At 43.5% G+C, this 14,213-nt stretch carries 11 protein-coding genes; 6 read left to right on the forward strand and 5 right to left on the reverse strand.

From position 1 onward, the window contains the following. Positions 1-7: 7 nt before the first annotated feature. The gene (locus tag IEV36_RS05295) at positions 8-2,908 is read right to left on the reverse strand and encodes a valine--tRNA ligase (RefSeq protein ID WP_005259251.1); all 2,901 of its coding nucleotides are present in this window, start codon (positions 2,906-2,908) and stop codon (positions 8-10) included. Between the two features lie 371 nt (positions 2,909-3,279). Between IEV36_RS05295 and IEV36_RS05300 the strand changes: the two genes are divergently transcribed. The 6 genes from IEV36_RS05300 (at position 3,280) to IEV36_RS05325 (ending at position 8,548) form a co-directional block, all read left to right on the forward strand. Then, on the forward strand, positions 3,280-3,960 hold the full coding sequence (locus IEV36_RS05300; RefSeq protein ID WP_005259250.1) for a hypothetical protein: 681 nt from the start codon (positions 3,280-3,282) through the stop codon (positions 3,958-3,960). A 112-nt stretch (positions 3,961-4,072) separates the two neighbouring features. Beyond that, positions 4,073-4,735 (forward strand): hypothetical protein, encoded by a 663-nt coding sequence (locus tag IEV36_RS05305; RefSeq protein ID WP_004775229.1) that lies wholly within the window; start codon positions 4,073-4,075, stop codon positions 4,733-4,735. A gap of 13 nt (positions 4,736-4,748) precedes the next feature. Then, positions 4,749-5,555 (forward strand): SDR family NAD(P)-dependent oxidoreductase, encoded by an 807-nt coding sequence (locus IEV36_RS05310; RefSeq protein ID WP_005259249.1) that lies wholly within the window; start codon positions 4,749-4,751, stop codon positions 5,553-5,555. 33 nt (positions 5,556-5,588) lie between these two features. Continuing rightward, the gene (locus IEV36_RS05315) at positions 5,589-5,921 is read left to right on the forward strand and encodes a hypothetical protein (RefSeq protein ID WP_005259248.1); all 333 of its coding nucleotides are present in this window, start codon (positions 5,589-5,591) and stop codon (positions 5,919-5,921) included. Positions 5,922-5,977: 56 nt separating this feature from the next. Further along, positions 5,978-6,685 (forward strand): Dph6-related ATP pyrophosphatase, encoded by a 708-nt coding sequence (locus IEV36_RS05320; protein ID WP_005259243.1) that lies wholly within the window; start codon positions 5,978-5,980, stop codon positions 6,683-6,685. Between the two features lie 234 nt (positions 6,686-6,919). Then, positions 6,920-8,548 carry an OFA family MFS transporter gene (locus tag IEV36_RS05325; RefSeq protein ID WP_005259242.1) on the forward strand — a complete coding sequence of 543 codons (1,629 nt, stop codon included), beginning with the start codon at positions 6,920-6,922 and terminating at the stop codon, positions 8,546-8,548. Between the two features lie 111 nt (positions 8,549-8,659). Here the strand turns inward: IEV36_RS05325 and IEV36_RS05330 are convergent, their stop codons facing one another. The 4 genes from IEV36_RS05330 to IEV36_RS05345 all read right to left on the reverse strand — a co-directional run bounded on the left by IEV36_RS05330 (position 8,660) and on the right by IEV36_RS05345 (position 14,201). Then, positions 8,660-9,094, reverse strand: a complete 435-nt coding sequence (locus IEV36_RS05330) for a YbjQ family protein (RefSeq protein ID WP_005259241.1) — start codon at positions 9,092-9,094, stop codon at positions 8,660-8,662. A gap of 8 nt (positions 9,095-9,102) precedes the next feature. Then, positions 9,103-9,453, reverse strand: coding sequence for a YbjQ family protein (locus IEV36_RS05335; RefSeq protein WP_004775220.1), 351 nt, complete (start codon positions 9,451-9,453; stop codon positions 9,103-9,105). 108 nt (positions 9,454-9,561) lie between these two features. Further along, the gene (gene adeK / locus IEV36_RS05340; RefSeq protein WP_004775217.1) at positions 9,562-11,022 is read right to left on the reverse strand and encodes a multidrug efflux RND transporter AdeIJK outer membrane channel subunit AdeK; all 1,461 of its coding nucleotides are present in this window, start codon (positions 11,020-11,022) and stop codon (positions 9,562-9,564) included. Between the two features lie 5 nt (positions 11,023-11,027). Further along, positions 11,028-14,201, reverse strand: coding sequence for an efflux RND transporter permease subunit (locus tag IEV36_RS05345; protein ID WP_005259238.1), 3,174 nt, complete (start codon positions 14,199-14,201; stop codon positions 11,028-11,030). Positions 14,202-14,213: the final 12 nt, after the last annotated feature.

Below are 14,213 nucleotides of genomic sequence, written 5' to 3' on the forward strand. Positions count from 1 at the left end.
CAATACTTTACAAAGCAGCAATTTGCTCCATACTTTGCTTAATTTTCGCTAACTGATCAGCAAACTCAGCCAATTTCACTTTTTCACCTTCAACAACCGCTGCTGGTGCTTTCGCTACGAAACCTTCGTTTGAAAGTTTATTGGCAATTTGATCATGTTGCTTTTGAACTTTATCCAAGTCCTTCTGCAAACGACCCAATTCAGCTTTAGGATCAATCAAGCCTTTCATTGGTACAAATACAGATGCATGGCCCACAACACTTGAAGATGAAAGCGGTGGTTCTTCGCCTTGTGCCAAGAAAGTAATACTTTCAACTTTCGCCAATGCTTTAAATAACGCTTCGATACGCGTGATTTGCTCATGTTCAGCATCAGAAGTGTTTTGCAACAATACTGGCAATAAACGTGCATTACCTAAGCCCATTTCACCACGGATATTACGTACCGCACCAATCAGGCCTTGTAACCACTGCATATCTGCTTCAGCTTGATCATTCACTTTTGCTTGATCAGGAACAGGGTATTGCGCAGTCATAATCGTTGCGCCGCCTTTGCCTAACATCGGCGCAAGCGTTTGCCAGATTTCTTCAGTCAAATACGGCATCAATGGATGAGCCAAACGTAAAGATGCTTCCATTACTGCAAGTAATACACGGCGAACTTCGGCTTTACGCTCTTCTGAGACATTGGCATCGTTCAGAACCGGTTTGGTTAACTCAACGTACCAGTCACAGTATTCATTCCAGATAAAGTCATAGATTGCTTGTGCAGCAAGGTCTAAACGATAGGTCGCGAATGCTTGGTGCACCGCAGCTTCTGCTTTTTGCAGACGGCTCATGATCCATTGTTCAGGCAGTTCCCATAGATCAGGACGTGCTTCTTGACCAACAGTTTGACCTTCAACATTCATCAACACGAAACGGGTCGCGTTCCAGATCTTGTTACAGAAGTTACGGTAACCTTCAACACGCTTCATATCGAACTTGATGTCACGACCCGTGTTAGCAAGCGCACAGAAGGTGAAACGAACTGCATCTGTACCGTAAGCCTGAATACCTTCCGGGAATTCTTTACGCGTTGATTTCTCAATCTTCGCTGCTTGTTTCGGATTCATCAAACCTGTGGTACGTTTTGCAACAAGGCTTTCAAGATCGATACCGTCAATCAGGTCGAGTGGGTCAAGCACGTTACCTTTAGACTTAGACATCTTCTGACCTTCACCATCACGTACCAAGCCGTGAACGTAAACAGTCTTGAATGGAATCTGTGATGAACCATCTTCATTTTTCATGAAGTGCAGGGTCATCATAATCATACGCGCAACCCAGAAGAAGATGATGTCAAAACCAGTCACCAACACATCAGTCGGGTGGAAGGTTTTGAGGAAATCATTGGCAGCATCTTTCTCTGCATCACCCGTCCAACCTAAGGTTGAGAATGTCCAGAGGGCAGATGAGAACCATGTATCCAATACATCTTCATCCTGGTTTAGAGCAGTATTTGCTGGGATGTTATTTTTGGCACGAACTTCAGCTTCGTCACGACCTACATATACATTGCCTTCAGCATCGTACCAAGCTGGAATACGGTGACCCCACCACAACTGACGTGAAATACACCAGTCCTGAATGTTGTTCATCCATGCCATGTACATGTTGCTGTACTGCTCTGGAACGAACTTGATGCGCCCATCTTTTACGGCTTCGATTGCAGGCTCTGCCAATGGCGCAATTTTCACATACCATTGGTCAGTTAATAATGGCTCAATGATCACACCAGAACGGTCACCGCGAGGTGGCTTCAAGGTATAAGGCTGGATCTGATCTAACCAACCTTCAGCTTCTGCTTGTTCAACCAGTTTCTTACGCGCTTCAAAACGTTCTAAGCCGATATAGTCTGCTGGTGCAGCAATCGTTTTAGAAATCTGTTCGCCTGCTTTGGCAATGTATTCAAACTCAGCCAAAACTTCTGCATTTTTATTGAAGATATTGATGATTGGCAATTCACAACGCTTACCCACTTCATAGTCATTGAAGTCGTGTGCAGGCGTGATTTTTACACAGCCAGTACCAAATTCTTTATCAACATATTCATCTTTAACGATTGGAACGGCACGGCCTGTAATTGGCAGGATAATGTTCTGACCCACAAGATGTGAATAGCGTTCATCATCCAGTGCAACCGCAACGGCAGTATCACCCAATAATGTTTCAGGACGTGTGGTTGCCACAACGATGTGATCTTTACCATCGTGGGTACGGAGTGACTTGTCTTCAAAGAAATATTTGAAGTGCCACAACGAACCTGCTTCTTCTTTATCAGACTCAACTTCGAGGTCAGACAGGGCCGTTTGTAGTTTTGGGTCCCAGTTAACCAGACGTTTACCACGGTAGATTAAGCCATCTTCATGCAGTTTTACGAAAACTTCTTTCACCGCATTCGATAAACCTTCGTCCATCGTGAAACGTTCGCGTGACCAGTCTACAGACGAGCCTAGACGACGAATCTGACGCGTAATCGTACCGCCTGATTGTTCTTTCCATTCCCAGATTTTTTCGATGAACTTTTCACGGCCCAAGTCATGACGGCTGATGTTTTGCGCGCCCAACTGACGTTCTACCACCATCTGCGTTGCAATACCTGCGTGGTCAGTACCAGGTTGCCATAGGGTATTTTTACCCATCATACGGTTGTAGCGGGTGAGGGCATCCATGATGGCATTGTTAAAGCCATGACCCATGTGCAAGCTACCCGTGACGTTCGGCGGCGGAATCATGATACAGAATGATTCACCTTGACCTGATGGCTTGAAGTAACCTTGTTGTTCCCAGATTTGATACCACTTCTTTTCGATCTCGGTTGGATCGTAAGTGGTTGCAATATTTTGAGCAGATTGAGCGTCAGTCATAGTACAGAAGATTAAAATTGAATAAAAAATTGCATCTATTGTAGCAAAAAATCCTCGCTTCTGTAGGTCTTTCAGCAGGTCATCGCTGATTCAGTAAAGCCGCTCAAATAATGTATCAATTACGGTTTATTCCAGTTGTTATTTGAGGAGGAATTCGGCTTTTTTACGGATGATGCCCCTAATTGATGCAAGATGGGCTGAATCCTGATAAGGCACTTATAAGCTTTGATTTTTTCTCATAAAACCGATGAAAGGCGTTGGATTTTTAAACAAATAAGATTAAATTTATGTGCAATGCATCACATAACTAAAAGATATTGATGCATAAAACAACAATATAAAAATGCGAAAACTAAAAAGGGATGATGGTCATGAGTTATTCAATTCTATTGAAGATTAATGAAGTTACGCATGGACAGTTTGAAACGATTCGCCAGCAACTGAATGCGGGGACAACGGAAAGTCAGGCACGAATGCTGGGTGAAGTCCTGTCTGAAATTGCCTGTGATATTGTTGAGCAAGTTTTTTCAGTCTTACTCATCCAGAATCGCCAGCCGACCCAGATCACGCAAAAATATACGGCTGAATCTGAAAAAGTCATCCAGCAAATCATTGGTGCTGTACGTAAATATATGCCTTGGTCGATTGCTTTATTTGGCAATGAACGCTTATGTCCCTTTGCTAATTATTTTTCCAATATGATCAAGTATCACGATGAGCAGGTCTATGTGTCTTATCCGATCGATCGACACTTGGTACAACAGGCACATGCTTTGGTGACAAGACTCAAGAATAATGAAATCAGCGACATGGTAGATGTCTTCCAGACCCTGATCCAGATTGTCGATTTGGGGGTGACCAATTTGATCCGCGAACCGAAAAAATGCCTCAACTTTAATATGGTGGTGGATAAAACCCTGAATGGCGTGATTAATATGACCGCCCATCTCAGTTATAAACGTCTGGAAAAAATGAGCAATCAGGTTGATAGCAATGCTGCAACTGATTGTGTGAACCATTTTTTAGCATTTATGCATGTTGATACAGAATAGAGTGTGATAAATTCGGCGGGTACAACGCCAAAAATGATAGAAAAATAGATTTGATAAAAGGGCTTGTTTAACAAGCTCTTTTTTATGGAATCTAACAATTAGGGTTATTAGAATGAACACCGCCGTTTTTTTAAATATTCATGCGGACACTTACGCAAGGTTTGCGCATATTCGAACGCAATTATTACAAGGAAATAAAGAAAGTCAGGCTAGCGCTTTAGGGAGTGTCTTATCCGAAATGGCTTGTGAAGTCGTTGAGCAGGTTTTTATCGTTCTATTACAAGAAAATAAACAATATTCGCAAACAGGTGAATCCGAAAAAGTGATTCAGCAAATTCTGGAAGCGATTCGTAAATATATGCCGTGGTCGATTTCATTTTTTGGCAATGATCGTTTAATTCCTCTGGTTGAATATCTTTCAAAAACCTTACAGATCGAAGATGAAACCATTTATATGACTTATCCTGTCAAGCAACCGTTGGCAGAGCAGGTCAAGGCCTCTAGCCAGAAACTGGCCAATGGCGATCACAATGAAATTTCAAATTCGCTTAAATTACTCACCGAAGTAATTGATACGGGTGTGGATCACTTGATTCGTGAACCGAAAAAATGTTTAAAGTTCAATTTTGTGGTCGATAAAACCTTAAATGGCGTGATCAATATGACTACGCATCTGGGATATAAACGTTTGGAAAAATTAAGTACCCAGATTGATCAGCAACTGGCTGCAACATATGTGGATTACTTCCTCAAATTTATGCGCCATTCAGCATAGGCAGGATATAAAAATGGCAAAACTGAAAAGTCTTGAAAATAAAGTGGTCTGGATTACGGGTGCCTCTTCGGGTTTAGGCAAAGCACTGGCACGTGAATGTGCACTACAAGGTGCACAGGTGGTTTTGACTTCACGTCGTTACGATGAGCTGGAAGCGGTACGCGTGGGTTTACTCAAGCCAGAACAGCATCTTTCAATTGCTGCTGATATTACCGATGAAGCTCAGGTACGCCATGCGCATGAACAGGTTCTGGCAAGTAAAGGGCGGATTGACTGGCTGATTAATAATGCAGGGTTGAGTCAGCGTGCCTTGATTCAGGATACGACTATGCATACTGAACGCGCCATTATGGAAGTTGATTACTTTTCGCAAGTGTTCTTTACCAAGACGGTATTGCCGACTTTCCTGAAACAAAAATCAGGCCGTGTGGTGTTTGTATCCAGTGTTGCAGGCTTACTCGGTACGCAATATCGCGCGACTTATTCAGCAGCCAAAGCAGCTATTCACATGTGGGCCAATAGCTTGCGTGCTGAAGTATCGAATGATGGTGTAGAAGTTTCAGTAGTCTTTCCGGGTTTTGTAAAAACCAATGTCTCATTCAATGCATTAAATGGCGAAGGTAAACCGCAAGGCCATCAAGACGAAGCAATTGAAAATGGTTTAGATGCCGATGTATTTGCCGAGCGTGTGGTGGAGTCATTGATGGCAGGGGATGAGTACATTGTGGTTGGTGGGAAAAAAGAACAACTGGGCGTGCTGGTTTCTCGTTTATCGCCAAGCTTGCTCTATAAAATGATTCGCAAAATGAAAGTGAAATGAGTGTGGAAATGGTGGCTTTAAAAGGGAACCGCAATGCAGGATAGCCAAAATTTGTCCGATTCAGTATCTGGTTCTCGAGTATCCATTGCCTCTATTGTCGGCTATGTGGTACTTGCATTACCAGCCAGCATTGTTATGGGTGGAGGATTGAGCTGGTTATTCACGTTTAATATGGCGGATTTTGAAGGGGGGAGTGGCTATGCCGCAATCTTCATTTTTATGTTAACTGCACTTATCAGTTTTTTAGCTAGTCTGGTTGCCTTGCCAGTTATGATTAAAAAGAAACCAAAAATTTTGCCTCATGTGATGTGGGTGTTTGCCGGCTTAACTTTATTGTTGCTTTTATATGTCACAAGTATTATGTAGTTGCCTGAAATAATGAAGAATCGGGTCTGACGGTTAGACGCGAAAGGTAGAGTGAAATGACAGAAGATTGCCGTAAAAAAGCTGTTTTTAACTGGAGCGGTGGTAAAGACTCTTCTTTGGCCTTGTATAAGGTCTTACAGCAAAATGAGTTTGAGGTCATCGCCTTATTGACCACCGTGAATGAAGAAACCGAGTTATCTTCGATGCATGCGATTCCACATCGGCTGCTAGAAAAGCAGGCTGAAAGTATTGGTATTCCGCTCTATGCTGTGTTTTTACCAAAGAACCTTCCTGTATATGAACAACGCATGCTGGATGCTGCCAATCACTTTAAAGCACAAGGCGTTGAACATTTTATCTTTGGCGATATTTACTTGAGCGATGTACGTCAATATCGTGAAGATCGTTTGCATCCTTTAGGCATTGAAGTGGTTGAGCCGATATGGAATCTTAATTCGGCTGAGGTAATGCAGGATTTTTTAGATTCAGGTATTAAAACCAAAATCATTGTGACGGATGCCAGCAAACTTGATGAATCCTTTATCGGGCAGGATATTGATGCAGCTTTGATTGAGCGTATGCCAGCGGGCGTGGATGTCTGTGGTGAAAATGGCGAATATCATAGCTTTGCTTATGCGGGTGGTTTATTCAAACATCCTGTTGAATGTGAAATTGCTGAAACCCGTCAGATGTCGTATGAGTTCAAGCTAGAGAATGGCGAAGAGAAAACCTATCACTATTGGCAAGCAATTTTTGCAGAGTAGAGCAAAGAATCCTGTGCATGACACAGGATTTTTTAAAATTATTAAATTATTTCTTTATTTTTTATTGGTAAAAGCTGTTTGATCAAAATCATAGATGTTATGCACAATCGGTAGGTTGATCTTTACCCAAACATAACGACATCGTACAGAGCTTAAGAATAAGCTTTAGCCGCTGCCAGAACGAAAACTAAAAAAGCTTGCCTCTGTTTAACCGTGAAGGCATGGAGACTGTACATGGAACGACAACTTTCACTTTTAGCCAAGGAACGTACGATTGCCCACGCGGGCTATAATCGTTGGCTGCTACCACCTGCCGCACTGGCAATTCATCTCAGTATTGGTATGGCATATGGTTTTTCCGTATTCTGGTTACCCTTGTCCAAAGCTCTGGGAATAGATGCGCCGATTGAATGTAAAGATATAGGTTTGCTTGAACAACTGTTCACCACGACCTGTGACTGGAGCGTGTCTACGCTAAGCATCATGTACACCTTATTTTTTGTATTTTTAGGTTCATCCGCATTTTTGTTTGGTGGCTGGCTTGAACATGCAGGACCGCGTAAGGCGGGTGTGGTTGCCGCATTTTGTTGGGCGGGTGGCTTGATCTTGGCTGCGCTAGGTGTATATACGCATCAGTTGTGGCTATTGTGGCTGGGCGGTGGAATAGGAGGGATCGGGCTTGGGCTGGGTTATATTTCACCTGTATCTACCCTGATTAAGTGGTTCCCAGATCGTCGAGGTTTAGCAACAGGTCTTGCCATTATGGGCTTTGGTGGCGGTGCCATGATTGGTGCGCCGCTCGCGGATCAGTTGATGAAATTCTTCGCGACCGATATTTCTGTGGGGGTATGGCAAACCTTTCTGGTATTGGCCGCTATTTATTTTGTTTTTATGATGGGAGGCGCATTCGGTTATCGGATTCCGCCTTCAAATTGGAAACCGAGTGGTTGGCAGCCAGTAGCAACTCAGGCGAATGCTTTGGTCACCAGTCGTCATGTACATTTAAATAAGGCATGGAAAACCAAGCAGTTTTGGCTGATTTGGGGCGTACTGTGCTTAAATGTTTCGGCGGGTATTGGCATTTTAGCGATGGCTTCTCCGTTGTTGCAGGAAGTGTTTGGTGGGCGTCTGATCGGTTTAGAGATCGGTATCAATGAATTAAACACAGAACAAAAAATGCAGATTGCAACCTTTGCCGCGGGTTTCACTGGTTTGCTGTCATTGTTTAATATTGGTGGACGTTTCTTCTGGGCATCTGCATCGGATTTTATTGGTCGTAAAAATACCTATTTCATTTTTCTAGCCTTAGGCTTCTTATTATACGTTTCGATTCCACAACTGGCTCATGCGGAAAATTTACCTTTATTCGTTTTAGCTTTCTGCGTCATTCTGTCAATGTATGGCGGAGGATTTGCCACAGTACCTGCTTATCTGGCGGATATTTTTGGTACACAAATGGTCGGGGCAATTCATGGGCGTTTGCTAACAGCGTGGTCTGTGGCTGGTGTATTGGGAACTTTACTCATTACCAATATTCGAGATTATCAACTGGCCCATGGCGTAGCTCAAGCGCAATCGTATGATACGACGATGTATATTTTGGCGGCTATGCTAGCCATTGGATTTGTACTCAATTTAATGGTCAAACCAGTTGATGACGATAAATACATGACAGAGGCTGAATTGGCTGCTGAGAAGGCTTTGGCACATGAGAAATTACCGCAAGATTTAAGTCTGAATCATGATGTAGCACATACACCTTCCAAGACAATTACTGTGGTACTGGCTTGGCTGGTTGTTGGCCTACCTTTGCTGGCAGGCATTTGGTTTACTTTACAAAAGGCGATCGTTTTATTTCATTAACCTGAAAATCGAAGTGATAAAAATGCCTCATGATTCGAGGCATTTTTTATGCGTGGGTACTACGATAATTCTCAAATAGGCGACTGAAGCAAACCTCCAGAAGAGCATGGCTTATTCTATGATGGCTGTACCATAAGCAAACACTTCAACCATGCCACCTTGCATCCCTAATTCTGTGGTACTAAGGCGAACTCCCATAATTTGTTTGGCACCCATGGTATGTGCTTCCTGCTTGAGTCGGATTACTGCTTCACGGCGTGCACGCTCAACGACACTTTCATAGCTGACCAGACGACCACCAAAAAAGTTTCGAATGGATGCCAGTACATATTTAAAATAATCATGAGAGATCACCACATTACTGCTGATCATTTGTCCAGATGCTGTGGTTTGTACAAAGCGATTGGTATCAATCCGAATATGGGCGAACTGTCGTTCTTTTTCATCCAGTTCACGTAAGTGTTTTTGCTCGATATGGCGACCAAAGCCCCAACCCACAGCAAAGAGAATCAGAAAAAGAACAATCTGAAAAATTAATCCTTCCATACGATTGCCTATGCACCGAATGGATCTGGGAGTTTAGGTGCAACAGGCTGAACCACGACCGCCGTTCCATAAACAAATAATTCAGATGCACCTTGAGCAATATTCGATGTCGAGAAACGAATTCCGACAATGGCATTGGCACCTAAAGCTTGTGCCTTATCAATCATACGTTGGGTCGCTTCTTGGCGTGATTCTTCTAGTAGCTCGGTATAGCCTGTCAGTTCACCACCGACGATATTTTTTAAACCAGCCATCAGGTCTCGTCCGACATGCTTACTGCGGACGGTGCTGCCATAAACCACATCAAGTTGACGTAAAATTTCATGGCCAGGTACAGATTCTAAACTGCTCAGTAACATAGTATTTTTCTAAATCATCAATATTTCAGTCTTTGAAGATAAGAAATATTCGCAATTGTTGCAATAAAAAAGCTCACCGAAGTGAGCTTTTTTGTCTGCAAAATCAAATTATTTTGCGTAGTGCTGTTCTGAGCTTGAAGGTTGATGCGTTACAGTCTCGCTGGTCGATGCTTTTAAGCCGCCACCAAGCGTTTTGTAAAGTTCAACCTGATTGTTCAGGTCAGCTTGTTGTAATAACAACAAACCTTGTTCCGCTGAGTAAGCAGAACGCTGAGCATCTAACACAGTCAGGTAACTATCAATACCAGCACGGAAGCGGGCATTTGAAAGTTTATAGGTCGTATTGGTCGCATCAACCAAACGGCGTTGAGCGGTTAAACGATCACCAATGTTAGCACGTGTAGCCAATGCATCATTCACTTCACGGAAAGCTGACTGTACTGACTTTTCATAGTTAGACAGTGCAATTTTCTGATCTGTTTCAGAGATTTTGATATTGGCCTTACGTGTACCCCAGTCGAAGATTGGAATATTCAGACTTGGGCCAATTGACCAGAGACCATTGGCTGATTTGAATAAATCACTCAAGTCAGTCGATGCATAACCCGCAGAACCAGTGAGGCTAATGGTTGGGAACAGTTGTGCTTTCGCAGCACCAATATTCGCACCCGCAGCACTTAACTGGTATTCAGATGCTTTGACATCTGGACGGTTGTTCAGTAGGTCACTTGGTAAACCAGCGCTTAATACACCTTGTTTGGTGATACGTGCAACTTGCTGTTGCGGTAACAGATTCTGAGGAACCTGCTGGCCCACCAGTAAGTTCAACAAGTTTTGTGCCTGAGCAATCTGGGTTTTGTAGTTGGCAACATCATTACGTGCTGTTTCAACTGAAATCTGTGCCTGACGCACAGGAATTTCACTATCAATACCGACATCAAAACGTTTTTTGTTCAGGTTAAACGAATCTTGTTGTGCTTTTAGCGTCTGATCCGCAAGTTTAAGTTGTGCACTTGCAAATGAGTAAGTTAACCAAGCCTGAGTGACTTGACCAATTAAGCTGATTTGCGTTGCATCACGTGAACTTTGTGTCGCGAGATAGCTATCTAGTGCTGCATCTTTCAGGCTGCGTACACGACCCCAGAAGTCTAGCTCATAAGAAGTCAGACCTAAGCCAACCTGATAGGTTGAATACGGGTTGTTTGGATCACGGGTAGGGGTGACCTGACGAACAGCACTACCACTTGCCCCAATAGTTGGCAACTGGTTGTTTTCCGAGATCTGGTATTGCTGCTGAGCTTTTTGGATATTCAAAGTAGCAGTACGTAAATCACGGTTATTGGCAAGCGCCATATCAATCACTTGAAGTAAGCGCTGGTCAGCAAAGAAATCTTTGTAACCTTGTTCAGCGATTGATTTTCCAGAAGCATTGCCATAAGAGGCGAAGCTTTCAGGAACATCTGAGCTTACAACAGGCTCTGGCCCGCGCATGCTTTGGCAGGCAGCCAAAGATAGCGCGAGTGCAGAGATTGCAATGCCACGACTGGAAATAGACCATACAGTTTGCATCACGATCAATGCTCCTGAGTATTTAAAGTTTTAGGTTTGTACTTAAAGATACTACGAATCCACACGAAGAATACAGGGATGAAGAAGATACCTAAAAGTGTTGAAGAAATTACACCACCCAGTACACCATAACCAACCGAGTGTTGGCTACCAGCACCCGCACCGCTTGCAAGGGCTAATGGCAATACACCAAAACCAAAAGCAAGGGTCGTCATGATGATTGGACGCAAACGCATTTTCGCCGCATGTAAGGTTGCTTCAAACAGGTCTTCACCTTGTTCTTGCAATTCTTTGGCGAACTCTACGATCAGAATGGCGTTCTTCGCTGAAAGACCAATTACCGCAACAATCGCAACCTGGAAGTAGATGTTAAAGGATAAGTTTGGATCTCCTTTAATAATCATACCTAACCAAGTCAATGTGAATGCACCGACAATACCTAATGGTACAACCAGTAACACAGACACAGGTACTGACCAGCTTTCATATAAGGCAGCAAGACACAGGAATACGATCAATAATGAAAGAACCAATAATGGCGCTGTCTGGCTACCAGAATCACGTTCTTCTAAAGATAAACCACTCCATTCATAGTCGAAACCTGTTAAGCCCATTGACGGTAACTTACCAATGATTTCTTCCATGGCGATCATTGCATCACCAGAGCTGACGCCCGGTGCAGGTGTACCTTGGATATTCACCGATGATACGCCGTTATAACGCTCTAGACGAGGAGAACCATAAGTCCATTCACCCTTGGCAAAACCAGAGAATGGAACCATTTCACCTTTGTTATTACGTACATACCACTTGTTCAAATCTTCAGGCATCATGCGAGTATTCGCTTCACCCTGAACATAAACTTTCTTCACACGACCACGGTCAACGAAGTCATTGATATATGAACCACCCCAAGCCATGCTCATGGTCGTGTTAATATCTGCAAGGCTGATACCCATTGCACCAGCTTGTGCTTGATCAATCGTGATTTGGTACTGTGGTGTATCTTCTTGACCATTTGGACGCACACCTGCAAGACGTTTGTCTTGTGATGCCATACCTAATACTGCATTACGTGCAGCAATCAGTTTCTCATGGCCTTGACCGCTTACATCTTTCAGCTGGATATCGAAACCAGACGCGACACCCAATTCAGGCATTGCAGGTAACTGTAATGGCATGATGTACGATGCATCTTTCACAATCATGTTCAATGCCATACCACGTTGAATAATGGCACCGATCTGTGATTCAGGCGATGTACGCTCGCTCCAGTCTTTTAACTTAATAAAGGCAAGACCCGCGTTTTGACCCACCCCCGTGAATGAGAAACCAGCAACGGTAAAGATTGAATCTACACTGTCTTTTTCTTTATTCAGGAAGTAGCCCGTCATGGTATCAATGACTTTATCTGTACGTTCCAAGCTTGCGCTCGGTGGTAACTGAACTAAAGTCATGACCACACCTTGGTCTTCTTCTGGCAAGAATGAAGATGGCAACATTTTGTAGATGCCGACCAAAGCTGCGATTACCGCAATATAAAGTACCCCAGAGAATAACTTGTGGTGTGTCATGCGATTGACACCACCTTGGTATTTCTCTGCAACTTTTTCGAAGCTACGGTTAAACCAACGGAAGAAACGCGCAAAAATGTTATTGCTTTCTTCTTTGTTTGGATCATGTTGCTTTAACAGGGTCGCACACAGGGCAGGGGTAAAGGTCAATGCTACGATCAAGGAAAGGATCATCGCCGTAACCAACGTGATAGAGAACTGACGGTAAATTACCCCAGTCGTACCACTAAAGAATGCCATTGGTACGAATACCGCTGTTAATACACTGGTAATACCCACCAGAGCACCAGAAATCTGACTCATTGACTTTTCAGTCGCAGGAATAGGTTCCAGATGTTCTTCTTGCATTACCCGTTCAACGTTCTCGACCACAACGATGGCATCATCCACCAGAAGACCGATGGCAAGTACCATGGCGAACATGGTCAAGGTGTTAATCGAGAAACCGAAAATATTAATGACTGCAAATGTACCGAGTACAACTACAGGTACAGCCAGTGTTGGAATAATCGTTGCGCGCCAGTTCTGCAAGAACAGGAACATGACGATGAATACCAAGACCACTGCTTCAATCAGTGTATGTACAACACTCTCAATTGACAGACGAATAAATGGTGTCGTGTCATAAGCAAGCTTGTCTTTTAGACCAGCTGGATAGTTATGACGTAACTCAGATAAACGTTTTTCAACAGCTGCTGCGGTATCAAGTGCGTTGGCACCTGTTGCAAGTTTGATTGCAACACCACCCGCAGGGCTACCGTTGAACTTCGAATCAAATTGATAGTTATCTGAACCCAGTTCTACACGCGCAACATCACCTAAACGAACCTGTGCACCATCTGATGCATTTTTCAGGAAGATGTTTTTGAATTGCTCAGGTGTTTGCAACATGCTTTGTGCATTCACTGTCGCATTCAGAACTTGACCAGCTGTTGATGGCGCACCACCGAGCTGACCGACTGCAACTTGCGAGTTTTGTGCACGAATTGCGGTTGCAACATCAGTTGGTGTCAGGTTGAAGCTCGTTAGTTTGGCTGGATCTAACCAGATACGCATCGCATATGAGCCACCAAAAACTTGAAGTTCACCCACACCTGCAACACGGCTAAGCGGTTCAGAAATGTTTGAGTTTACATAGTCTTTAATGTCAGATGCAGAAAGCGTGTTATCTGGAGAATAGAATGCAATCACCTGCAAGAAGCTGGCACCAGACTTGGTGACTTTTACACCCTGACGTTGTACGTCTTCAGGTAAAAGCGCTGTTGCAGATTGCAGTTTATTTTGAACCTGAACCTGTGCGATATCAGGATCGATACCTTGTTCGAAGTTCAAGTTAATTGATGCTTGACCATTACCCGCACTGTTCGATGAAATGTAACGTAAACCATCAAGACCATTCATTTGTTGTTCAATGATCTGGGTAACGGTATTTTCAACAGTTTGAGCAGAAGCCCCAGGATAAGTCGCAGAGATCGTTACCGTGGGGGGGGCAATTGTCGGATATTGTGCAACTGGCATTTTTGTAAGCGTGATAATACCCGCCAACATAATGACCAGTGCAATCACCCAAGCGAAAATTGGGCGATGGATAAAGAATTGAGCCATGCAATCTACCCC

This window comes from Acinetobacter vivianii (genome assembly GCF_014635885.1).
Taxonomy (GTDB): Bacteria; Pseudomonadota; Gammaproteobacteria; order Pseudomonadales; family Moraxellaceae; genus Acinetobacter; species Acinetobacter vivianii.